Origin of the sequence: Pseudomonas shirazensis (assembly GCF_014268785.2) — a bacterium.
GTDB classification, from domain to species: domain Bacteria; phylum Pseudomonadota; class Gammaproteobacteria; order Pseudomonadales; family Pseudomonadaceae; genus Aquipseudomonas; species Aquipseudomonas shirazensis.
In genome coordinates this window covers 104,542-127,442 of sequence record NZ_JABWRD020000002.1, presented here as the reverse complement: position 1 = coordinate 127,442, position 22,901 = coordinate 104,542, and the positions used below count along the sequence as shown (strand labels likewise).

The following is a 22,901-nucleotide window of genomic DNA, read 5'->3' as shown; positions in this document are numbered from 1 at the left end:
GCCGATTATGCGGTTTCGCAGAGCAAATTCAGGATGGCCCCAAAAATGTTGCAAGGTTGACCGCTGAGCAAGGTTTGGCCATGCATGGTCGATGGAGCTGGACCCTTGGCGGGTATTCGATGATCAGGCCGAGCGTGCCGCCTTGCCAGCGCACTTGGTCGGCTTGTGCAACATCCCGAAGCAAATACTTCCATGGCGAACCACAGGCCAAGCCTTACTCTGGGTTTTCCTTTCTGTAGTTTGGAGACGTGCGCATGAACACCCGAGGTTTGCTCGATCAACTGTTCAAGACCGGCCAGGAAATGCTCAGCAAACAAACCGGTAAAAGTGCTGGCGGCAAGCCGTCACTCGGTGGAGGCGGGCTCGGTGGGCTGCTCTCCGGCATGGGCGGCGGCGCCCTGGCAAGTGGCGCCATGGGCTTGCTGCTGGGTAACAAGAGCGCGCGCAAGTTCGGCGGCAAGGCGCTGACCTACGGCGGCCTGGCTGCGCTGGGGGTGATCGCCTACAAGGCCTTCAACAACTGGCAGGCGCAGCAGGCCACCGGCCAGGTGCGCGAGCCGCAGACGCTCGACCGGCTGCCACCGGCTGAAGCCGAGCAGCACAGCCAGGCCGTGCTGCGTGCGCTGGTCGCGGCAGCCAAGTCCGATGGCCATATCGATGAGCGTGAGCGTGAACTGATCGAAGGCGAATTCACCCGTCTGGACAGCGATCGTGAACTGCAGCAATGGCTGCACGCCGAGCTGAACAAACCGCTCGACCCGGCAGAAGTTGCCCGCGCCGCGCAAACCCCGGAAATGGCCGGCGAGATGTACCTGGCGAGCCTGATGATGGTCGATCAGGAAAACTTCATGGAGCGCGCCTACCTCGATGAGCTATCGCGCCAGCTGCGCCTAGATCCGGCACTGCGCCAGGAGCTCGAAGCCCAAGCCAGGCTTGCCGCCGGTCAGTAATCTGGCTATTTGCCACCTTTGCCGGCAGGGATGCCGCGAACGCCGCTCATTCAGCTGAGAAACCCGGATCATGCCTGGGCTATACTCGAGCGATTTCCCCGCTCGTACTGAATTCTTGAGGGCTGATTTTGAAAAACTGGACCATGCGCCAACGGATCCTGGCAAGTTTTGCCGTGATCATCGCCATCATGTTGTTGATGATCGTTGCAGCCTACTCAAGGTTGGTCGCCATTTCCGCGAGCGAGGAAGCGGTCGGTTCCGATGCCATCCCCGGCGTCTACTACAGCTCGATGATCCGCAGCGCCTGGGTCGACAGCTACGTCACCAGCCAGCAGTTGGTCGGCCTGAGCAAGCATCGCGATATCGCCTCTGCGGATATCGAACTGTTCAAGAGCTTTGACGAGCGCCTGCGCCAGCATATGGCCAGTTATCAGGCAACCATTCGTACTACGGAAGACCAGACCAGCTTCGACGCCTTCGTTGACATGGAAAAACGTTACATCGCCGACATCGAACTGGTACTCGAGGCCTACCGGCAGAAGAACTACGCCGAAGCCGAGCGCTTGATCACCGACGTGCTGACGCCCGCCTGGGTCGAAGGGCGCAAGCACCTCAACACCGTGATCGAACGCAATCGCGAAGCGGCCGACGTAGCCACCAAAGATATCGTCAGCGCCGTGGCCACCGCCAAGGGCAGCATGATCGTTTCGCTGATCCTGGCCATCATCGCTGCCGGCATTTGCGGGCTGTTGTTGATGCGTGCGATCACCACGCCCATGCAACGCATCGTCCATGCCCTCGATAAGCTGCGCTCGGGCGACTTGAGCATGCGCCTGGACCTGGACCGCAAGGACGAGTTCGGCGCCATCGAAACCGGCTTCAACGAAATGGCCGAATCCCTTGCCAGCCTGGTCGCCCAGGCCCAGCGCTCGTCGGTGCAGGTGACCACCTCGGTTACCGAAATTGCCGCCACCTCCAAGCAGCAGCAAGCCACGGCCACCGAAACCGCAGCCACTACCACCGAAATCGGCGCCACCTCGCGGGAGATCGCCGCCACGTCGCGTGATCTGGTGCGGACCATGACCGAGGTCACCTCGGCTGCTGACCAGGCCTCGATCCTCGCCGGCTCCGGCCAGCAAGGCCTGGCACGCATGGAAGAAACCATGCACCAGGTGATGGGCGCGGCCGATCTGGTCAACGCCAAGCTGAGCATCCTCAACGAGAAGGCCAGCAACATCAATCAGGTGGTGGTGACCATCGTCAAGGTTGCCGACCAGACCAACCTGCTGTCGCTGAACGCTGCGATCGAGGCCGAGAAGGCCGGCGAATACGGCCGCGGCTTCGCCGTGGTGGCCACTGAAGTGCGCCGCCTGGCCGACCAGACCGCCGTGGCGACCTACGACATCGAGCAGATGGTGCGCGAGATCCAGTCGTCGGTTTCGGCCGGGGTGATGGGCATGGACAAGTTTTCCGAAGAGGTCCGCCGCGGCATGTTCGAAGTGCAGCAGGTTGGCGAGCAACTCAGCCAGATCATCCATCAGGTCCAGGCGCTGGCGCCGCGGGTATTGATGGTCAATGACGGTATGCAGGCCCAGGCTACCGGTGCCGAGCAGATCAACCAGGCGCTGTCTCAGCTCAGCGACGCCAGCACCCAGACCGTCGAATCGCTGCGCCAGGCCAGTTTCGCCATCGATGAGCTGAGCCAGGTCGCGGCTGGCCTGCGTGGCGGTGTCTCGCGTTTCAAAGTCTGATGACAATCAAGGATCTGCCTCAGCGCGAACCCACAGCCGGCACCGGCAAAGGTGTGCTGTACCTGCAGTTTCGCCTCAATGACCAGCGCTTCGCTCTGGATGTGCGTGAGGTGGTGGAAGTGCTGGCACTGCGTACGCTCAAGCCTATCGCTCAGGCGCCGGGGTGGGTGCGCGGGATTCTCAGCCATCGTGGTGCGCTGATCCCGGTGATCGACCTGGCCGCGCTGAGCTTTGCCAGGCCGGCCGCAGCACGCACCAGCACGCGGCTGGTGGTGGTGCGTTATCACCCGGCTGCCAGCGCTACAACGCTGCGCCTGGGGTTGATCCTCGAGCAGGCCACCGAGACCCTGCGCTGCCAGCCTGACGAGTTCCAGCCGTATGGCCTGGACAACGTCGAGGCGCCCTATCTGGGCCCGGTGCGCCAGGATGCCCAGGGCATGTTGCAGCGCATCGAGATCGACCAGTTGCTCAGTGACGAGGTCCGTCGCTTGTTGTTCGCGGATCCGCCAGCGCAGGTGCCGGTATGATCGAACAGCAGTTTTTTCGATTCTTGCAAGAGCGCATCGGCCTGGATGTCGAGTCGGTCGGTGCGCCCATGGTCGAGCGTGCCCTGCGTCAGCGCAGTGCTGCGCTGGCAGCCCACGACTTGAACGATTACTGGCTGCTGCTGCAGCAATCGGCGGCTGAACAGCAAGCGCTGATCGAGGCGGTGATCGTCCCGGAAACGTGGTTTTTCCGTTATCCCGAGTCGTTTGCCGCGTTGGCCAGCCTCGCGCACAAGCGCCTGGCCGAACTGGCCGGTGTGCGGCCGCTACGCATTCTCAGCCTGCCGTGCTCGACCGGCGAAGAGCCCTATTCGATAGCCATGGCGTTGCTCGACAGCGGCATGAGCGCCGCCGCGTTCAGTGTCGATGGGCTGGACATCAGCCCCAACTCGGTCGACCGTGGACGCCAGGCGCTGTACGGGCGCAATTCGTTTCGTGGCAGTGATGTGGCCTTTCGCGAGCGGCACTTCAGCGATACCGGTGAGGGCCATCAGTTGCACGAGCGAGTCTGCCACCAGGTCGATCTGCAGGTCGGCAACGTGCTTGATCCAGCCCTGGCTAGTCGCAACGGGCATTATGACTTCGTCTTCTGTCGCAACCTGCTGATCTACTTCGACGTGCCCACCCAGCGCCGGGTGTTTGCGGTGCTCAAGCAATTGCTGCATGCCCAGGGTGTGCTGTTCATTGGCCCCGCCGAAGGCAGCCTGTTGGCGCGCCTGGGCATGCGGCCATTGGGCATCCCGCAGTCGTTCGCCTATGTGCGCCAGCCGGAACAAGCCGTGCCCGTAGTTACCCCGACGCCTGCACGGCCGGCCCTGGTGTCTGCGCCATGGAGCCAGCCGCCTGTGCCGCGTAGCTTGCCGCCAGCGCCGCGGCACGTGCGCTCAGCGCCCGCCCCGTCGATGGTGGCCATTGCCGGGCAGGCCGGCGAGAGCGAGCTGCTGGCGCAAATCGCCCGCCAGGCCAACGCTGGTGACAGCCAGGCCGCGCTGGCCAGTTGCGAGCGCTACCTGCGCCAGTTCGAACCCAAGGCGCAGGTGTACTACTGGCTGGGCTTGCTCAGCGACACCGCAGGCGACAGCCACAACGCCATTATTCATTACCGCAAGGCCGTGTACCTTGAGCCGCAGCACCCCGAGGCGCTGCTGCAGCTGGCCACGCTGCTCGCCGCACAAGGCGATGAGGCCGGTGCGCGGCGTCTGCAGGAACGCGCCGCGCGGGCCGGTCGGGAGCCGCAACGATGAGCGAGATGCATGAGCTGCTGCTGGTCAGCGAAGACCACGCGCCGATCGACGACTGCTGGAATCGCATCGGCGTGCATGGCAACAAGCAATGCCCTTTGCTTGAACAGCATATTCACTGCCGCAACTGCGAAGTGCATGCCGCAGCTGCCACGCGCCTGCTCGATCGCTACGCCCTGCAGCAGGACGTAGCGCCTGTCGCAGCCGCGCCGCTGACCGAATGCACCGGGCGTTCGATGCTGGTGTTCCGCCTGGGTGAAGAATGGCTGGCGCTGGCGACTGCCAGCCTCGCCGAGATCGCTCCGGTGCAATCCGTGCATTCCCTGCCGCATCAGCGCTCGCGGGTACTGCAAGGTGTGGCCAATGTGCGCGGCGCCCTGGTGCCGTGCCTGTCACTGACCGCGCTGCTGGGAGCCGACAGCCTGCCGGCCAGCCCCATCAATGGTCGGGTAATGCCACGCATGCTGATTCTGGCCGCCGAAGGCGGGCCGGTAGTTGCTCCAGTGGATGAAGTCGATGGCATCCATCGGCTTGATATCGATGCCTGTGAAGACGGCCAGGACACTGCGCGCTTCACTGCCGCGGTGCTGCAGTGGCGCGGGCGCAGCGTGCGCGTACTGGATTCGACCCACTTGCTGTCTGCTGTCAAGCGGAGCCTGTCATGACCCCTGAGCAAATGCGTGATGCGTCTTTGCTGGAGCTGTTCAGCCTGGAGGCCGAAGCCCAGACCCAGGTGCTCAACACTGGCCTGATTGCGCTCGAGCGCAACCCGACCCAGGCCGATCAGCTCGAAGCCTGCATGCGTGCCGCGCACTCGCTCAAAGGCGCGGCGCGGATCGTCGGCGTCGATGCCGGGGTGAGCGTTGCCCACGTCATGGAAGACTGCCTGGTCGCGGCCCAGGAAGGCCGGCTGCGTTTGCGTGGCGAACACATCGATGCCTTGCTGCAAGGCACCGACCTGCTGATGCGCATCGCCACGCCGGGCGATGCCGCCGGTGAGCTGGCAGTGCCGGGCTTTGTCGCACAGATGGCGGCGTTGCTCGACCCCGCTGCTGCGTTCAGCGCGGCGCCACAGGTGGTTACCCCCGGAATGAGCGAACCGCTGTTGGCCGCGCCGTCAGTGGCTAGCGCCGATGTGCTCGTCCTGGCAGCCGAGGCGCAAGCCGATGTCGAGCCTGCACCGCGGCCAGGCAAACGCAGCAGCCAGACCGGCGAGCGAGTATTGCGGGTGACCGCGGATCGCTTGAACAGCCTGCTCGACCAGTCCAGCAAGTCGCTGGTGGAAACCCAGCGGCTCAAGCCCTACCTGGCCAGCCTGCAGCGGCTCAAGCGCATGCACGGGCAGGGCATGCGTGCCCTCGACGGGCTGAAGAGCCAGCTTGAGAGCAGCGGCCAGAGCCCTGAAGTACTCGATGCGCTGGCCCAGACCCAACGCCTGCTCGGCGAAACCCAGGCCATCCTGCAACAGCAAGCAGCCGAGCTCGACGAGTTCGGCTGGCAAGCCAGCCAGCGCGCGCAAAACTTGTATGACACGGCGCTGGCCTGCCGCATGCGGCCGTTCGCCGATGTGCTTACCGGGCAGAGCCGGATGGTCCGCGATCTGGGCCGCTCACTGGGCAAACAGGTGCAATTGCAGATCGAGGGCGAGAAAACCCAGGTCGATCGCGATGTCCTGGAAAAACTCGAAGCGCCGCTGATTCACCTGCTGCGCAACGCCGTCGACCATGGCATCGAACTGCCCGAACGACGCCTGTTGGCGGGCAAGCCCAGCGATGGCGTGATCCGCCTGCGTGCATCCCACCAGGCTGGGATGCTGATTGTCGAGCTGAGTGACGATGGCGCCGGCATCGACCTTGAGCGGCTGCGCTGCAGTATTGCCGAACGGGCCTTGTCACCGGCCGAGACCGTGGCGCAGATGAGCGAAGCCGAGCTGCTGACGTTCCTGTTCCTGCCCGGTTTCAGCATGCGCGATCGGGTCACCGAGGTGTCCGGTCGCGGGGTGGGGTTGGACGCAGTGCAGCATATGGTGCGCGAGCTACGCGGCTCGATCGAGCTGACCCAGGTTGCTGGCCAAGGCTGTTGCTTCCAACTGCAGGTGCCGCTGACCTTGTCGGTGGTGCGCAGCCTGGTGGTTGAGGTCGGCGGCGAGGCGTATGCCTTTCCGCTGGCGCATATCGAGCGCACCCTCGACGTGCCCGCCGAGGCCATCGTCCAGATCGAAGGGCGTCAACACTTCTGGCACGAGCAGCGCCATATCGGCCTGGTCTCGGCCAATCAGTTGCTCAATCGCCCGCAAGGGCAGGGCGATGAGCGCAGCCTGCGGGTTGTGGTCATTCGCGAGCGCGATCAGTTATACGGGATTGCCGTCGAGCGCCTGATCGGCGAGCGCGTACTGGTGGTGATGCCGCTCGATGCGCGCCTGGGCAAGGTTCAGGATATTTCTGCCGGAGCGTTGCTCGACGATGGCTCGGTGGTACTGATCGTCGACGTCGAAGACCTGCTGCGCTCGGTGGAAAAGCTGCTGACTACCGGCCGCCTGGAGCGCATCGAACGCAACGGCGCCAGTGCCAAGGGCGTCAGCCGCAAGCGCGTGCTGGTGGTGGACGACTCGCTGACGGTGCGTGAGCTGCAACGCAAGCTGCTAAGCAATCGCGGCTACGACGTGGCCGTGGCGGTGGACGGTATGGATGGCTGGAACGCCCTGCGCGGCGATGACTTCGACCTGCTGATAACCGATATCGACATGCCGCGCATGGATGGCATCGAACTGGTCACCCTGGTGCGCCGCGACCAGCGCCTGCAAGGCTTGCCGGTGATGGTGGTGTCGTACAAGGACCGTGAAGAAGACCGCCGGCGTGGCCTGGATGCCGGCGCCGACTACTATTTGGCAAAGGCCAGCTTCCACGATGACGCGTTGCTGGATGCAGTGGTCGAGTTGATCGGAGGTGCACAAGGATGAAAATTGCCATCGTCAACGACATGCCCCTGGCCGTCGAGGCGCTGCGCCGGGCGCTTGCGCTGGAGCCAGCGCATGAGCTGATCTGGGTCGCCGGCAATGGCCAGGAGGCGGTCGAGCGCTGCGCCGAACAGACTCCTGACTTGATTTTGATGGACCTGATCATGCCGGTGATGGACGGCGTCGAGGCAACCCGGCGAATCATGGCGGCAACGCCCTGCGCTATCGTCATCGTCACGGTCGACCGCAAGCAGAACGTGCACCGCGTGTTCGAGGCCATGGGCCACGGCGCGCTGGATGTAGTCGATACGCCGGCGCTGGGCGCGGGTGATCCGCGCGAAGCGGCCGCGCCATTGTTGCGCAAGATCCTCAATATCGGCTGGCTGATCGGCCAACAGCGCACTTCGGCGCCAAGCAACGTGCCCACCGCTGTGCGCGAAGTCTCGCAGCGTACCGGCCTGGTGGCGATTGGTTCGTCTGCTGGCGGCCCGGCCGCGCTTGAAGTTTTGCTCAAGGGCCTGCCCAAGCAGTTTCCGGCGGCCATCGTGCTGGTGCAGCATGTGGACCAAGTGTTTGCCGCAGGTATGGCCGACTGGCTCAGCAGTACCTGCGGCCAGGTCGTACGGCTTGCCCGCGAAGGCGAGCCGCCGCAGGCCGGGCAGGTATTGCTGGCAGGCACCAACCACCATATCCGCTTGCTGAAAAACGGCCAGCTCGCCTACACCGCCGAGCCGGTCAATGAAATCTACCGGCCCTCGATCGATGTGTTTTTCGAGAGCGTGGCCCGCTATTGGAATGCGCCCGGCGTGGGCGTTCTGCTCACCGGGATGGGCCGCGATGGCGCCCAGGGTTTGAAGATGATGCGCCAGCAGGGCTTTCTGACCATTGCCCAGGACCAACAGAGCAGTGCTGTATATGGTATGCCCAAGGCCGCTGCGGCGATTGATGCAGCGATGGAGATCCGCCCGCTCGAGCGCATTGCCGGGCGATTGACGGAGTTTTTTACCAAATGACATCAGCAATTGAGTCACACCGCCTGGACGGTCGTGATCAGGTGAACAGGCATGATTGATCTACCAAGCGCAGGTCTTGTGACCGCCAACGAAAATTCGGCGATGGTGCTGCTGGTGGACGATCAGGCAATGATCGGCGAAGCGGTGCGGCGTGGGCTGGCCCATGAAGAGAATATCGACTTCCACTTCTGTGCCGATCCGCATCAGGCCATCGCCCAGGCCATGCGCATCAAGCCGACGGTGATCCTCCAGGACCTCATCATGCCGGGCCTGGATGGCCTCACCCTGGTGCGCGAATACCGCAACCACCCGGCCACTCAGGACATCCCGATCATCGTCCTGTCGACCAAGGAGGACCCGTTGGTCAAGAGCGCCGCCTTTGCCGCCGGGGCCAATGATTATCTGGTCAAACTGCCGGATACCATCGAGCTGGTGGCGCGGATTCGTTACCACTCGCGCTCCTACATGACCCTGTTGCAGCGCGACGAGGCGTATCGCGCACTGCGCGTCAGCCAGCAGCAACTGCTCGACACCAATTTGATGCTGCAGAGCCTGATGAACTCCGATGGCTTGACCGGTTTGTCCAACCGCCGCCACTTCGACGAGTACCTGGAACTGGAGTGGCGCCGGGCCATGCGTGAGCAGCAGCAACTGTCGCTGTTGATGATCGACGTCGACTACTTCAAGGCCTTCAACGACAGCTTCGGCCATCTTGCCGGCGACGAGGCGTTGCGCCAGGTGGCTGCGGCGATTCGCAGTTCATGCTCACGGCCAAGCGACCTGCCGGCGCGCTACGGCGGCGAAGAGTTCGCCCTGGTGCTGCCTAACACCTCGCCGGGCGGCGCCCGCCTGATTGCCGAAAAACTGCGCCAGACGGTCTACGGCCTGGGCATCGCCCACACCGCACCCGAGGCCGATGCGCGGCTGACCGTGAGCCTGGGCATCGCCACCCTGACCCCGGCTATCGGTAGCCATTGCCGGCAACTGATCTCGGCCGCCGACAAAGGGCTGTACCTGGCCAAGAACAATGGGCGCAATCAGGCCGGTATTGCCTGATAAGCGCCTTGCGCCTGCCCGGCGGGTCTGCCGTCGTGGCTCGGACTGGTTTATACTCACCGGCTTTTCACCGAATTCGCGCGAGTAGCCTGCCCAATGGAAATCCAACCGATCCTCAACACCATCAAAGACCTCACCGAACGTTCCGAATCGATTCGGGGGTATCTTTGACTACGATCTGAAAGCTGAGCGCCTGATCGAAGTCAACCGCGAGCTGGAAGACCCGGCCGTGTGGAACAAACCCGAGTACGCCCAGGAGCTGGGCCGCGAGCGCGCCATGCTGGCGCAGATCGTCGGCACCCTGGACGAGATGTCCAGTGGCCTGGCCGATTCGCGCGAGCTGCTCGACATGGCCGTCGAAGAAAACGACGAAGCGGCGGTCAACGACGTTGTCGAAGTGCTCGAAGGTCTCGAAGAGTCCCTGGCCAAGCTCGAATTCCGTCGCATGTTCAGCGGCGAGATGGACATGAACAACGCCTACCTAGATATCCAGGCCGGTTCCGGCGGTACCGAAGCACAGGACTGGGCCAACATCCTCCTGCGCATGTACCTGCGCTGGGCCTCCAAGCGTGGCTTCGACGCCACCATCATGGAGCTGTCCGAAGGTGAAGTCGCCGGCATCAAAGGCGCCACCGTGCACATCAAGGGCGAGTACGCGTTTGGCTGGTTGCGTACCGAGATTGGCGTTCATCGCCTGGTGCGCAAAAGCCCGTTCGACTCCGGCGCGCGTCGCCACACCTCGTTCTCGGCAGTGTTCGTCTCGCCCGAGATCGACGACAAGGTCGAGATCGACATCAACCCGTCCGACCTGCGTATCGACACCTACCGCTCCTCGGGTGCCGGTGGTCAGCACGTCAACACCACCGACTCGGCGGTCCGGATCACTCACGTGCCGACCAACACCGTGGTCAGCTGCCAGAACGAACGTTCCCAGCACGCCAACAAGGACACCGCCATGAAAATGTTGCGGGCCAAGTTGTACGAGCTGGAGATGCAAAAGCGCAGCGCAGCCTCGCAGGCTCTGGAAGACAGCAAGTCGGACATCGGCTGGGGTCACCAGATTCGCTCGTACGTGCTCGACGCGTCGCGAATCAAAGACCTGCGCACCAACATCGAACGCAGCGACTGCGACAAGGTGCTGGACGGCGATATCGACGAATACCTCGAAGCGAGCCTCAAGCAAGGCCTGTAACTTCTCGGCTGCTGAGCTGGCGCAAGACCCTCGCCTGCGGGCGAGGGCAATGAATCCTTGATGGAAAATCTGACGACATGAGCGATCTCAAACTCGACCCGCAAGACCTGCAACAGGAAGAAAACACCCTGATCGCGCTGCGCAAGGAAAAACTTGCCGCCGAGCGTGCCAAGGGCCAGGCCTTCCCCAACGACTTCCGTCGCGACAGCTACTGCAGCGACCTGCAGAAGCAGTATGTCGACAAGACCAAGGAAGAGCTGGAAGCTGCAGCGATCCCGGTCAAGGTTGCCGGTCGTATCATGCTCAACCGTGGCTCGTTCATGGTTATCCAGGACATGACCGGGCGCATCCAGGTCTACGTCAACCGCAAGACCCTGCCGGAAGAGACCCTGGCTGCGGTCAAGACCTGGGACCTGGGCGACATCATTGCCGCCGAAGGCACCCTGGCGCGTTCCGGCAAGGGCGACCTGTACGTCGAAATGACCAGCGTGCGTCTGCTGACCAAATCGCTGCGTCCGTTGCCGGACAAGCATCACGGCCTGACCGACACCGAGCAGCGCTATCGCCAGCGCTACGTCGACCTGATGGTCAACGAAGAGACCCGCCACACCTTCCGTGTGCGTTCGCAGGTGATCTCGCACATCCGCAGCTTCCTTGCCAAGCGCGATTTCCTCGAAGTGGAAACGCCGATGCTGCAGACCATCCCAGGCGGTGCGGCAGCCAAGCCCTTCGAAACCCACCACAACGCGCTGGACATGCAGATGTTCCTGCGGATCGCGCCTGAGCTGTACCTCAAGCGTCTGGTCGTGGGTGGCTTCGAGAAGGTCTTCGAGATCAACCGCAACTTCCGTAACGAAGGTGTTTCGACCCGGCACAACCCCGAGTTCACCATGCTCGAGTTCTACCAGGCCTACGCCGACTACGAAGACAACATGGACCTCACCGAAGAGCTGTTCCGCGAGCTGGCGCAGCTGGTGCTGGGCAGCACCGACGTGCCTTACGGCGACAAGGTGTTCCACTTCGGCGAGCCGTTCGTGCGCCTGTCGGTGTTCGACTCGATCCTCAAGTACAACCCCGAGCTGACCGCCGCCGACCTGCAGGACGTCGACAAGGCCCGCGCGATTGCCAAGCAGGCAGGTGCCAAGGTGCTCGGCCACGAAGGCCTGGGCAAGCTGCAGGTGATGATTTTCGAAGAGCTGGTCGAGCACAAGCTGGAGCAGCCGCACTTCATTACCGAGTACCCGTTCGAAGTGTCGCCGCTGGCCCGCCGCAACGACGCCAACCCGAACGTCACCGACCGCTTCGAGCTGTTCATCGGTGGCCGCGAAATCGCCAACGCCTACTCCGAGCTCAATGATGCCGAAGACCAGGCCGAGCGCTTCCTGGCCCAGGTGGCAGAGAAGGATGCCGGTGATGACGAAGCCATGCACTACGACGCCGACTTCGTCCGTGCGCTGGAATACGGCATGCCGCCGACTGCCGGTGAAGGCATCGGTATCGACCGCCTGGTGATGTTGCTGACCAACTCGCCGTCGATCCGTGATGTGATCCTGTTCCCGCATATGCGCCCACAGGGCTGAACGGGTTTACACTTCTGGATTGCAGGGGCTGCTACGCAGCCCTTTCGCGACACAAGGCCGCTCCTACATCGATCGCGCAAGCATTCAAGCCATGCGCGGGCCCTGTAGGAGCGGCCTTGTGTCGCGAAAGGGCCGCGTAGCGGCCCCGTGCTGATCGCGCCAGGCTCATATGAGCCGCACACTTCCCTCATGAGGTATTCAGCGTGAACCCAGCAATCGCCGAACAAGGCGCAGCCGGCGTAGCCAGCGCCGTTGCTGAAAGCGTGCAGTACCAAGGGCGCAAGACCAGCCGCCAGGGCAGTGAACAACGCCGCCAGCTGATTCTCGACGCAGCGATGCGCATTGTCGTCCGCGATGGCGTGCGCGGCGTGCGCCACCGCGCCGTGGCTGCCGAGGCCGGTGTGCCGCTGTCGGCCACCACCTACTACTTCAAGGACATCGAAGACCTGCTCACCGACACCTTTGCCCAGTACGTCGAGCGCAGCGCCGACTACATGGCCAAGCTGTGGGCGACCAGTGAAGGGGTGTTGCGCCAGTTGCTCGCGCAGGACGATGGCAGCGCCGCATCACGGACGCGGCTGGTCGATGAAATCGCGCGGATGACCGCCGACTACGTCAGCCGGCAACTGAGCAATCGGCGTGACTTTCTCATGGCCGAGCAGGCTTTCCGCCAGGAGGCCTTGCTCTGCCCGCGGCTGGCCGAGCTTGTGCGCGCGCACGAACGGATCCTCGCGCAAGGCGCGCGGCAGATGCTCCAGGTAATCGGCTCGCATCATCCCGAGCAGGACGCACAGATGTTGACGGCGATTATCGAGCAGATGGAATATCAAGGCCTGCTTGAACAAACGAACAGGCAGGCCGATGGGCAGATGCTCGCTATTCTTACCCGCTACCTGCACCTGGTGCTGGCATCGGTCTGAGCTGCGAGCGGTTTGCGCTGTCACTGATCTATCTAGGAGAGCCTGATGAAAGCCTGGCGTATGGTGTTGTTGACGTTGTCATTCCTGATGCTGGGCGGTTGTCTGGTGACCTTTGGCGACCCGCTGCCGGCCAACCAGACCGCACCCAAGGCGTTACTGGGCAAGTGGAGCAGCAAGGATGCCTGGGGCGAGCCGCTCACGCTGAGCATCAGCCGCGCGGCTGGCAACAGCTACAAGGCGTTTGCCACAGCCAAAGGCAAGCCGGCTGAAGAATACGTGTTTACCGTGGCCCGTCATGGCAGCCGCTGGTACCTGTCGGCCGGGGTGCCCAAGCGCCTGGGCGGCAACTTCCTGATTGGCGGCTTCGAGGTCAGCGCCGACGGCAAGGAACTGGTGGTGTACAACCTGGACGTCGATCAGGTGCACGAGGCGCTCACGCGCAAGGAACTCAGCGGGCGCAGTATCGAGGTGCCGGAAGACAACGGTCCGGGCGTGTTGATCGACAGCCCGACCGAGCGAGTGCTGGCCTACCTGGATGACCCGGCCAACTCTGACCTGTTCGTCGAAGTGGCGCGCTTCCAGCGCGTCGGCAAGTAATAGCCGCTACAAGGAATTAGCCGTGGACGAGTATCAGCAGACCATTCGCGCGTTGTCCGACCGCATTGTCGTGGCGCAGACGCCGATCCGCGTGCTCGATGCGGTGAAGTGGGGCGACAACATCCGCCAGGCCTTCATCAACGGCAAGGGCAAAGAGCCGCCTGCCGTGGACCGCGCCTATTACCAGTCGCGCCCCCTGGGCTTCGATTCGAGTGCATTGAAGGCCGAGTTTCAGAGCATCGAGCGCGACATCACTCGCCAGCTGGGCCAGTTCAACCCGGTCGGGCAGATCATGCGGCGCATGTGCCGCGAGTACCGCATGGTGGTGCGCATGCTGGAAGCGCGCGGCACCGAGGACTTCGGCCTGATTTCGCAGGAGCTGTATGGTGCAGCTTCCGATGCGTTTCATGCCGGCGACCCGACCCTGGCCGACCTTGGCTTGATGCTTTCTGATTACCTGAACAACATCGATGGCCGCGGCGATCTCAAGGACGAGCCGAAGAACCTTACGGCCAAGCAAGCGGTGGATATCCTCCAGCGCCGGCTGAATACGGTGTTCGGTGAGGCCGAAGGCACCATCCGCGTGTTCGAGTCCGACGGTATCGTCGCCGATGCAGCGGCGGGCGCCGACTACATCAAGGTGCGTGCCGATGCCATGTTCAACAGCCGTGATGTGCGTGCGCTGGAGGTTCATGAAGGACTGGTGCATGTTGGTACCACGCTCAACGGGCTTAACCAGCCGATCTGCACCTTCCTCGCCAAGGGACCGCCGTCGTCGACTGTGACTCAGGAAGGCCTGGCCATCCTTATGGAAGTGATCGCCTTTGCCTCGTACCCGAGTCGCCTGCGCAAGCTGACCAACCGCACTCGTGCCATTCACATGGTCGAGCAGGGCGCCGACTTCATGCAGGTGTATGAGTTCTTCCGTGGCCAGGGCTTCGAGATCGGCCAGAGTTACAGCAACGCCAGCCGAGTGTTCCGCGGCTCGGTGCCGAACGGCTTGCCATTCACCAAGGACTTGTCCTACCTCAAGGGCTTCATCATGGTTTACAACTACATTCAGTTGGCCGTGAAGAAGGGCAAGCTTGAGCAGATCCCGTTGTTGTTCTGCGGCAAGACCACTCTGGAGGACATGCGTACGTTGCGCCAGCTGGTCGAGGAAGGCCTGGTCGAACCGCCCAAGTACCTGCCCGAGCAGTTCCGCGACCTGAATGCGCTGTCTGCCTGGATGTGCTTCTCCAACTTCCTCAACCACCTGAGCCTTGATCGCATTGAAGCCGACTACGCGAACATTCTGTAAAGGCTTGGCCCTGACCCTGGCCCTGACCCTCGGCGGCTGCAGCAGCCTGCTGTTCTATCCCGAGCCGGGCCAGGCATTCACCCCCGAGCGGGCCAAGCTGGCCTATCGCGATGTGACCCTGACCACTAGCGATGGCATGCGCCTGCACGGTTGGTGGCTGCCGGCCAAGGATGGCGTCGAGGTCAAGGGTACGGTGCTGCACCTGCACGGCAACGGCGGCAACCTGCCTGGGCACCTCGGCGGCAGCTACTGGCTGCCGGAGCAGGGCTTCCAGGTGTTGATGATCGACTATCGCGGTTATGGCCTGTCCGAAGGCAAGCCAAGCCTGCCTGAGGTGTACGAAGACATAGCTGCGGCCATGAGCTGGCTTGAACGGGCGCCTGAGGTGCAGGGCAAACCACTGGTGCTGCTGGGGCAGAGCCTGGGCGGAGCGATGGCGATTCATTACCTGGCGGGCCACCCTGAGCAGCGTCAGCGCTTCAGTGCGCTGGTGTTCGATGGTGTGCCGGCCAGTTATCGCTCGGTCGGGCGATACGCGCTGGGTACCGGTTGGCTGACCTGGCCGCTGCAGGTGCCGCTGTCATGGCTGGTGCCCGACGGCGACAGCGCGATCCGTTCGATCGAGCGCCTGGACAGCCCGCCGAAGTTGTTTTTCCACAGCATCGACGATGCCCTGGTGCCGCTGGAAAACGGTCTGGATTTGTACCGTCATGCGCCACCACCACGGGTGTTGCAACTGACCCGCGGCGGCCACGTGCAGACCTTTGCCGACCCGACCTGGCGCCAGGTGATGATCCGCTTCCTGGATGATCCGACCCATTTCAACGGCCTGCGGCGCTTGGCCGAAGTGCCTAATTTCCCTGATGAGAAGAACAAGCAATGAGTGAAGAACGCAACGCCATCCCGCTGATTCTGACCGGCGTCGGTAGCATCATCGTGACGGTAGGGGCCCTCTGGTATTACGGCTACCTGCATTTTGCCAAGCCTGAGGATGCCCTGTTGCTGCAGGACTTCACCATGCTCAAGACGGTGCCGGGCGAGGATTACAAGGTCTCGCTGGAGCCTGCGGCGCAGGTGGCGCAGTGCATGGATGGGGTGTTGGTATTGATCGATATGCAGCAGAAGGGCCTGACCGGTGTGCTGGTCGACAACCGCAAGCGTGCGGTGCGCTGTGTTGGCGAGGAGACGCCGCAGCAAGTGCAGTGAATCGCATTGGGGCCGCTGCTCGGCCCCAGCAACTCTGTCCCCGCCAAAGCAGGGCACAAAAAAACCGCGTGAGCCCAAAGGCTTCACGCGGTTTTTGTTTGTCGCGACGGGGCTGACACGCAGCCCCGCTCACAACCCTTACTGGTTGGCAGCAGTACGCGGCGCAACCGGCTGGTTGTCGTTGGAAATGGTTACTTCCACACGACGGTTCTGGGCACGGCCGGAGTTGCTGGTGTTGTCAGCAACCGGGTATTCCTTGCCATAGCCCTGCGAGACGATACGCGCTGGATCTACACCGGCACGTACCAGGGCCATGCGCACAGCGCCAGCACGACGCTCGGACAGGCTCTGGTTGTAGCTGGCCGAACCGACGCTGTCGGTGTAGCCCTCGACAATCACTTTACGCTCTGGGTTTTCAGCCAGGAACTGCGCCAGCTTGGTCACGTTCGGCAGGGCGCTGCTCTTCAGTTCAGCCTTGTTGAAGTCAAACAGCACGTCGCCGAAGGTCACCAGGGTGCCACGGTCGGTCTGTTTGGCGTTGAGGCTGTCCTGCAGCTTCTTGATCTGGGCGTCACGGGCATCCAGGCGAGCCTGGGCACGTTGCGCCGAAGCGTTTTTCAGCTCGCCTTCAGCAGCGCGCAGGGCGATGGTCTGCTTGGCGACTTCAACGCGCTGGCTGGTCAGGTAGGCCAGCTGGTCGACTTTCTTGGTGTCTTCGCGATCCATGTAGGCCTTGTCGGCCTTGTTCAGCCAATCCTGCGCGTCCTTGGTCTCAAGGGCGGCCAGTTTGGTCGACTGTGGATCGCTCTGCAGCGCCGAGAAGCTGGTGCGAGCAGACTCGAGGTTGGCGTTTGGATCATGCGAGCAAGCAGCAAGGCCAACACTCAGGGCCAGCAGGGCGGGGATCATGACGTAGTTGCGCATAGTGTTCTTCCTTTAATCAGTAACGAAGGCTGGGGGAGGCGGGCAGGCTTATTCAGCGCTGCGCAGGCCTTCCTCACGCAGTTCCTGGACGCCTTGGCGGGAGTCCTGCACGGCTTTTTGCGCTTTGGCAGCCTGTGCCTTGCGCTCTGCTACGCGGGCGTCCCACTCAGCCTGCTCGGCGAGCACCTTGGCTTCTTCGTACTTTTTGTCGTGCATGGCAATTTCAGCTTTCTTGAACTTGTCCTGCGCCGCTTTCATTTCCACTGCAGCGAACTCGGTACCGCCGGAGCTCACCGCCGCGTTGACCGCAGATTGGGTCACGGCGTACTGCTCGGTTGGCGGCTTGCCGGCGCAACCAGCGAGGACAAACGTGCTGCCCAGGGCCAGCGCGGCCAGTTTCAGGCCATGCATGCGGGTGAAGGATGTTGGCATAGTGCGGCTCTTCATGTTGGTCAGCTCCATTGGATCACTCCTGATGACAATGTCCGTGGCAGTCCATCGCTCGTTCCCTGACAGTGCGCGCTTCAGCTGAACTGTGCACTACCACTGTGTGCAGGGTTTTAGCGTGATGGCTATTGGCTCGGACTGGAGTGTTTTTCGAATAGTTCCGAAAAAAATAGCAAGCCGTTACAAGTATTTTCTGACTGAACGGTCAGCGAGAAACTGCGGAACTTTCAGCTCGCGAAGGGGTAGGGCAGGGTAACTGCGGCGGGGCGCACGGGCCCCCCCGCGGTCGTCAGCGCGTTATTTGGCAGGGTCTTGATCGGTGCTTGCGAGCGTCTGCAGATGCTGCCGCGACAGGGCCAGAAAGCGCGGCGTAGAGCCTACGTCTTCATACATGGGGTCGCCTTGCTCATCGGTGGCAATGACCTGCCGGCCCTGCACATAGGGAAAGCTCGCTTCAAGCTCTTCAAGGGCCGAGGCGACCAGTTCGCCGAGCAGTTCTTCGGCGGTGCGTTTGGGGAACATATCGATCAGCGCGGCCAGGCGCGCCTCCGATTCCAGGTCCAGATGCAGGATGTGGCTGGTTGGGCTCAGGCTGCCTGCGGCGTTCTGTTCCCAGTGTTGGGCGAGTTCGCGGATTTTCATGTTGACCTCTGTGCAGCTTGGATAGGGCGTGATGCCATGCACTGATTGGGAGTGACACTGCTCAACTTTAGTTGCTTTGGCTGTGCCAGGCTTGCCTTGAGCGCGCGGCTGTGGGCACTCTTGGGGCTGCTGGTTCCTGAATGGATGCGCGGAAGAGCCGCGCTGGAGAAAGGCCTGATGACCGATATCGATGTACGCTTGCGTGAGGATGTCCATCTGTTGGGGGAACTGCTGGGTGAAACCATTCGCCAGCAGCATGGCGATGCGTTTTTGCAGAAGATCGAAGCCATCCGCCACAGCGCCAAGGCTGACCGCCGCGGCGCGGCCGAGCAGCTCAGCTCGACCCTCGACGACCTCGCCGATGACGAGCTGTTGCCGGTGGCGCGGGCATTCAACCAGTTTCTCAACCTGGCCAACATCGCCGAGCAGTATCAGCTCATCCACCGCCGCGCTGCCGACCAGCCCGAGCCGTTCGAGAGCCGGGTTTTGCCCGAGCTGCTGGCCCGCCTGAAGCAGGAAGGGCACAGCGACGATGCCCTCGCCCGGCAATTGGCCAAGCTCGATATCCAACTGGTGCTGACCGCGCACCCAACCGAGGTCGCGCGGCGCACCCTGATCCAGAAATACGACGCCATCGCCGCGCAATTGGCCGTGCAGGATCACCGCGACCTGACCCCCGCCGAGCGCGAGCAGGTGCGCGACAAGCTGCGCCGATTGATCGCCGAGGCCTGGCACACCGAGGAAATCCGCCGCACCCGGCCGACCCCGGTGGACGAAGCCAAATGGGGCTTCGCAGTCATCGAACATTCACTGTGGCAGGCCGTGCCCAGCCATCTGCGCAAAGTCGACAAGGCGCTGTTTGAGGCAACCGGACTGCGCCTGCCGCTGGAGTCGGCGCCGGTCCGTTTCGCCTCGTGGATGGGCGGTGATCGTGATGGCAACCCCAACGTCACCGCCGCCGTGACCCGCGAGGTGCTGCTGCTGGCGCGCTGGATGGCAGCGGACCTGTTCCTGCGTGATATCGACAGCCTGGCCGCTGAACTGTCGATGCAGCAGGCCAGTGCTGAACTGCTCGAACAGGCAGGCGAGGGCGCTGAACCCTATCGCAGTGTTCTCAAGCAGCTACGCGAGCGCCTGCGTGCGACTCGCAGCTGGGCCCAGGCCGCACTGACCAGCAACCAACCACCTGGTGCCCAGGTGCTCAGCGACAACCGCCAACTGCTCGACCCGCTCGAGCTGTGCTACCGCTCGCTGCACGAGTGCGGCATGGGTGTGATTGCCGATGGCCCGCTGCTCGACTGCCTGCGCCGCGCCGTCACCTTTGGCTTGTTCCTGGTGCGCCTGGACGTGCGCCAGGACGCCGCTCGCCATCGCGATGCGATGAGCGAGATCACCGACTACCTCGGCCTTGGCCGTTATGCCGACTGGGATGAAGAGCAGCGCATCGAATTCCTCCAGGCTGAACTGAAAAATCGCCGGCCGTTGCTCCCGGCCCATTTCAAGCCCCAGGCCGAGACCGCCGAGGTCCTCGATACCTGCCGCGAGGTGGCCGCCGCGCCGGCTGCGTCACTTGGCTCTTACGTCATTTCCATGGCCGGCGCGGCGTCTGATGTGCTGGCCGTGCAACTGCTGCTCAAGGAAGCCGGCCTGACCCGGCCAATGCGCGTGGTGCCGTTGTTCGAGACCCTGGCCGACCTGGACAACGCCGGGCCGGTCATGCAGCGCCTGCTCGGCCTGCCGGGTTACCGCAGCGGCCTGCGCGGCCCTCAGGAAGTGATGATCGGTTACTCCGACTCGGCCAAGGACGCAGGCACCACGGCCGCGGCCTGGGCGCAGTATCGCGCCCAGGAAACCCTGGTGCAGATCTGCCGCGAGCATCAGGTCGAACTGCTGCTGTTCCACGGCCGAGGCGGCACCGTCGGCCGCGGCGGTGGCCCGGCCCATGCGGCGATCCTGTCGCAGCCACCCGGCTCGGTCGCCGGGCGCTTCCGTACCACTGAGCAGGGCGAGATGATCCGCTTCAAGTTCGGCTTGCCGGGCATCGCCGAGCAGAACCTCAACCTGTACCTGGCCGCCGTGCTCGAAGCCACCCTGCTGCCGCCACCGCCGCCTGAGCCGGCCTGGCGCGAGGTGATGGACCAACTCGCCGCCGATGGCGTCAAGGCCTACCGCGGGGTGGTGCGCGAGAACCCTGACTTCGTCGAGTACTTTCGCCAGTCGACTCCCGAGCAGGAGCTGGGCCGTCTGCCGCTGGGCAGTCGCCCGGCCAAGCGCCGCGCGGGCGGTATCGAAAGTCTACGGGCAATCCCATGGATCTTCGGTTGGACGCAGACACGGCTGATGCTGCCGGCCTGGCTCGGTTGGGAAAGCGCCCTGAACAACGCCTTGGCGCGCGGCCAGGGTGAGCTATTGGCGCAGATGCGCGAGCAGTGGCCGTTCTTCCGCACCCGTATCGACATGCTCGAGATGGTCCTGGCCAAGGCCGACGCGCAAATTGCCGAGGCCTACGACCAACGTCTAGTGCAACCCGAGCTGCTGCCATTGGGTGCGCACCTGCGCGACCTATTGTCGCAGTCATGCCAGGTGGTATTGGGCCTGACCGGGCAGCCGGTGCTACTCGCACACAGCCCTGAGACCCTCGAGTTCATTAGCCTGCGCAACACCTATCTGGACCCGCTGCATCGCCTTCAGGCCGAGCTGCTGGCGCGCTCACGCAGCCGTGAAGCCGCTCTGGACAGCCCGCTGGAGCAGGCGCTGCTGGTCACTGTGGCAGGGATTGCCGCCGGCCTGCGCAACACCGGTTAGGGCGCCACCAAAGGAGGCTCAGGTGGGCGGGGGCGGGCTATGATAGTGCACGGCGGAACAGGGTTGCACCGAGGGCAACCCTTGCCACGGCAGGTCGCAAGTGGCGGTTTATCGCAACTTTGGGACGCTTGTCTGGTCGCCGGGCGCTGTGTATCTTGATCAGCCTTTTGACCGATTTTCTGGTCGACACCTGATTTTCCGGACTTGGCCCTGACGCCGACTCCGTTGATTTGCATAAAAAAATATGAGGAGCACAAGATGCGCGTAATTCTGCTGGGAGCTCCCGGGGCCGGTAAAGGTACTCAGGCAAAATTCATCACCGAAAAGTTCTCGATCCCACAGATCTCCACCGGCGACATGTTGCGTGCCGCAGTGAAGGCTGGCACCCCTCTGGGCATCGAAGCCAAGGCGATCATGGACGCTGGCAAGCTGGTCTCCGACGAGCTGATCATCAACCTGGTCAAGGACCGTATCGCCCAGCCAGACTGCGCCAACGGTTTCCTCTTCGACGGCTTCCCGCGCACCATCCCGCAGGCTGAAGCGCTGGTCACTGCCGGCGTCGAGCTGGACGCTGTGGTCGAGATCGCCGTGGAAGACGAAGAGATCGTTCAGCGCATTGCTGGCCGTCGCGTCCATGAGGGCTCGGGTCGCGTCTACCACGTGGTCTACAACCCGCCGAAGGTTGCCGGCAAAGACGACGTGACTGGCGAAGATCTGGTCCAGCGTAAAGACGACACCGAAGAAACCGTGCGTCATCGCCTGTCGGTCTACCACGACCAGACCAAGCCATTGGTCAACTTCTACCAGAAGCTTGGTGCTGCCAATGGCAAGCCGAAGTACAGCCACATCGAAGGTGTCGGCTCGGTTGAAGCAATCACTGCCAAGGTCCTCGCAGCCCTGAGCTGATCGTTACCTTGCATAAGACAACGGCCCGCTTGCGGGCCGTTGTCGTTTATACTGGCGCTCTTTTTCTTGCGTCTGGAAACCCGTTCGATGACCACCTTGCTGGCCCTGGATACCGCCACCGAAGCCTGTTCCGTTGCATTGCTGCATGACGGCAAGGTCACCAGCCACTATGAGGTCATCCCGCGTCTGCACGCGCAAAAGCTGCTGCCGATGATCAAGCAGTTGCTGGCCGACGCGGGCGTGGCGCTGAGCGCTGTCGACGCCATCGCCTTCGGTCGCGGCCCTGGCGCCTTCACCGGCGTGCGCATTGCCATTGGCGTTGTCCAGGGCCTGGCCTTCGCTCTGGAGCGGCCGGTGCTGCCGGTTTCCAACCTCGCCGCGCTGGCCCAAGGCGTGTTGCGTGAGCGTGGCATCGCCCAGGTTGCCGCAGCGATCGATGCGCGCATGGATGAAGTCTACTGGGGCTGCTATCAGGCCACTGCTGGCGAGATGCGCCTGGTTGGCCGCGAAGCGGTGCTGCCGCCGGAGCGTGTAGCGCTGCCGGATGGCAGCAGCGGCGACTGGTTCGGCGCCGGCACTGGCTGGGCTTACCACGAGCGCCTGGCGGTACCGGTCAGCGCCATGGACACCAGCCTGCTGCCCAGCGCGCTCGATGTGCTGAGCCTGGCCGGATTTGCCTGGGCCCGCGGTGAAGCGGTCGCCGCCGACCAGGCGCAACCGGTTTATCTGCGCGATAACGTGGCCACGCCCAAGGCGGTTTAAGCGGCTGTTCGTCGGCTGCTTGCTTCTGCGCTAAACCTTTGGTGAGAACTGTGGTCCAGTTATCACAAGGGCATTAGCGATGGATCTCTGATGCTGCTAAATTGCCAT

Annotated in this window: 21 protein-coding genes; 18 read left to right on the top strand and 3 right to left on the bottom strand. The window is 63.1% G+C overall.

Annotated elements, in window-relative coordinates; all coding sequences use genetic code 11:
* Positions 1 to 254 precede the first annotated feature (254 nt).
* The 15 genes from HU736_RS11855 to HU736_RS11785 all read left to right on the top strand — a co-directional run bounded on the left by HU736_RS11855 (position 255) and on the right by HU736_RS11785 (position 16,307).
* The gene (locus HU736_RS11855) at positions 255 to 950 is read left to right on the top strand and encodes a tellurite resistance TerB family protein (protein ID WP_186697631.1); all 696 of its coding nucleotides are present in this window, start codon (positions 255 to 257) and stop codon (positions 948 to 950) included.
* A 128-nt stretch (positions 951 to 1,078) separates the two neighbouring features.
* Positions 1,079 to 2,701, top strand: coding sequence for a methyl-accepting chemotaxis protein (locus HU736_RS11850; RefSeq protein WP_103436285.1), 1,623 nt, complete (start codon positions 1,079 to 1,081; stop codon positions 2,699 to 2,701).
* A gap of 5 nt (positions 2,702 to 2,706) precedes the next feature.
* Positions 2,707 to 3,228, top strand: coding sequence for a chemotaxis protein CheW (locus HU736_RS11845; RefSeq protein ID WP_411563221.1), 522 nt, complete (start codon positions 2,707 to 2,709; stop codon positions 3,226 to 3,228).
* Positions 3,225 to 4,490, top strand: a complete 1,266-nt coding sequence (locus HU736_RS11840; RefSeq protein WP_103436287.1) for a CheR family methyltransferase — start codon at positions 3,225 to 3,227, stop codon at positions 4,488 to 4,490. Before HU736_RS11845 ends, HU736_RS11840 begins: the two co-directional genes overlap by 4 nt.
* Positions 4,487 to 5,152, top strand: coding sequence for a chemotaxis protein CheW (locus HU736_RS11835; RefSeq protein ID WP_186697635.1), 666 nt, complete (start codon positions 4,487 to 4,489; stop codon positions 5,150 to 5,152). The genes HU736_RS11840 and HU736_RS11835 overlap by 4 nt, the downstream gene beginning before the upstream one ends.
* The gene (locus HU736_RS11830) at positions 5,149 to 7,446 is read left to right on the top strand and encodes a hybrid sensor histidine kinase/response regulator (RefSeq protein WP_186697637.1); all 2,298 of its coding nucleotides are present in this window, start codon (positions 5,149 to 5,151) and stop codon (positions 7,444 to 7,446) included. The genes HU736_RS11835 and HU736_RS11830 overlap by 4 nt, the downstream gene beginning before the upstream one ends.
* Positions 7,443 to 8,456, top strand: a complete 1,014-nt coding sequence (locus tag HU736_RS11825) for a chemotaxis response regulator protein-glutamate methylesterase (protein WP_186697640.1) — start codon at positions 7,443 to 7,445, stop codon at positions 8,454 to 8,456. The genes HU736_RS11830 and HU736_RS11825 overlap by 4 nt, the downstream gene beginning before the upstream one ends.
* A gap of 51 nt (positions 8,457 to 8,507) precedes the next feature.
* Positions 8,508 to 9,512 carry a response regulator gene (locus HU736_RS11820; RefSeq protein ID WP_186697642.1) on the top strand — a complete coding sequence of 335 codons (1,005 nt, stop codon included), beginning with the start codon at positions 8,508 to 8,510 and terminating at the stop codon, positions 9,510 to 9,512.
* A 96-nt stretch (positions 9,513 to 9,608) separates the two neighbouring features.
* A protein-coding gene (gene prfB / locus HU736_RS11815) for a peptide chain release factor 2 (protein ID WP_101317151.1) occupies positions 9,609 to 10,704 on the top strand; the annotation gives its coding sequence in 2 pieces (ribosomal slippage) (positions 9,609 to 9,680 and positions 9,682 to 10,704; 1,095 coding nt in all).
* A gap of 77 nt (positions 10,705 to 10,781) precedes the next feature.
* Entirely contained in the window at positions 10,782 to 12,284 is a 1,503-nt protein-coding gene (gene lysS / locus HU736_RS11810; protein WP_103436292.1) for a lysine--tRNA ligase, read from the top strand.
* A gap of 215 nt (positions 12,285 to 12,499) precedes the next feature.
* Positions 12,500 to 13,204: a TetR family transcriptional regulator gene (locus HU736_RS11805; protein ID WP_186697877.1), complete on the top strand. Its 705-nt coding sequence runs from the start codon at positions 12,500 to 12,502 to the stop codon at positions 13,202 to 13,204.
* Between the two features lie 45 nt (positions 13,205 to 13,249).
* Complete coding sequence (locus HU736_RS11800) at positions 13,250 to 13,801, top strand: hypothetical protein (protein WP_186697644.1); 552 nt, start codon at positions 13,250 to 13,252, stop codon at positions 13,799 to 13,801.
* Between the two features lie 22 nt (positions 13,802 to 13,823).
* Positions 13,824 to 15,101: a flavohemoglobin expression-modulating QEGLA motif protein gene (locus HU736_RS11795; protein ID WP_186697646.1), complete on the top strand. Its 1,278-nt coding sequence runs from the start codon at positions 13,824 to 13,826 to the stop codon at positions 15,099 to 15,101.
* Positions 15,073 to 15,984 (top strand): alpha/beta hydrolase, encoded by a 912-nt coding sequence (locus HU736_RS11790; RefSeq protein WP_103436294.1) that lies wholly within the window; start codon positions 15,073 to 15,075, stop codon positions 15,982 to 15,984. The genes HU736_RS11795 and HU736_RS11790 overlap by 29 nt, the downstream gene beginning before the upstream one ends.
* Positions 15,981 to 16,307 carry a PA3694 family proteiin gene (locus HU736_RS11785; RefSeq protein ID WP_103436295.1) on the top strand — a complete coding sequence of 109 codons (327 nt, stop codon included), beginning with the start codon at positions 15,981 to 15,983 and terminating at the stop codon, positions 16,305 to 16,307. Before HU736_RS11790 ends, HU736_RS11785 begins: the two co-directional genes overlap by 4 nt.
* Before the next feature lie 138 nt (positions 16,308 to 16,445).
* On the opposite strand, the gene lptF is transcribed toward HU736_RS11785, so the two are convergent.
* The 3 genes from lptF to HU736_RS11770 form a co-directional block, all read right to left on the bottom strand.
* Entirely contained in the window at positions 16,446 to 17,231 is a 786-nt protein-coding gene (gene lptF, locus HU736_RS11780) for a lipotoxin F family OmpA-related lipoprotein LptF (RefSeq protein ID WP_101317166.1), read from the bottom strand.
* 48 nt (positions 17,232 to 17,279) lie between these two features.
* On the bottom strand, positions 17,280 to 17,693 hold the full coding sequence (locus HU736_RS11775) for a DUF4398 domain-containing protein (RefSeq protein ID WP_103436296.1): 414 nt from the start codon (positions 17,691 to 17,693) through the stop codon (positions 17,280 to 17,282).
* Between the two features lie 282 nt (positions 17,694 to 17,975).
* Positions 17,976 to 18,320 (bottom strand): pilin assembly protein, encoded by a 345-nt coding sequence (locus HU736_RS11770; RefSeq protein WP_103436297.1) that lies wholly within the window; start codon positions 18,318 to 18,320, stop codon positions 17,976 to 17,978.
* Positions 18,321 to 18,497: 177 nt separating this feature from the next.
* On the opposite strand from HU736_RS11770, the gene ppc reads away from it, so the two are divergent.
* From ppc to tsaB, 3 genes are all read left to right on the top strand, one after another.
* Positions 18,498 to 21,125 carry a phosphoenolpyruvate carboxylase gene (ppc, locus tag HU736_RS11765; RefSeq protein WP_101317173.1) on the top strand — a complete coding sequence of 876 codons (2,628 nt, stop codon included), beginning with the start codon at positions 18,498 to 18,500 and terminating at the stop codon, positions 21,123 to 21,125.
* 258 nt (positions 21,126 to 21,383) lie between these two features.
* On the top strand, positions 21,384 to 22,031 hold the full coding sequence (gene adk / locus HU736_RS11760) for an adenylate kinase (RefSeq protein ID WP_101317175.1): 648 nt from the start codon (positions 21,384 to 21,386) through the stop codon (positions 22,029 to 22,031).
* 87 nt (positions 22,032 to 22,118) lie between these two features.
* On the top strand, positions 22,119 to 22,793 hold the full coding sequence (gene tsaB, locus HU736_RS11755) for a tRNA (adenosine(37)-N6)-threonylcarbamoyltransferase complex dimerization subunit type 1 TsaB (protein WP_103436300.1): 675 nt from the start codon (positions 22,119 to 22,121) through the stop codon (positions 22,791 to 22,793).
* The last annotated feature ends 108 nt before the right edge of the window (positions 22,794 to 22,901 follow it).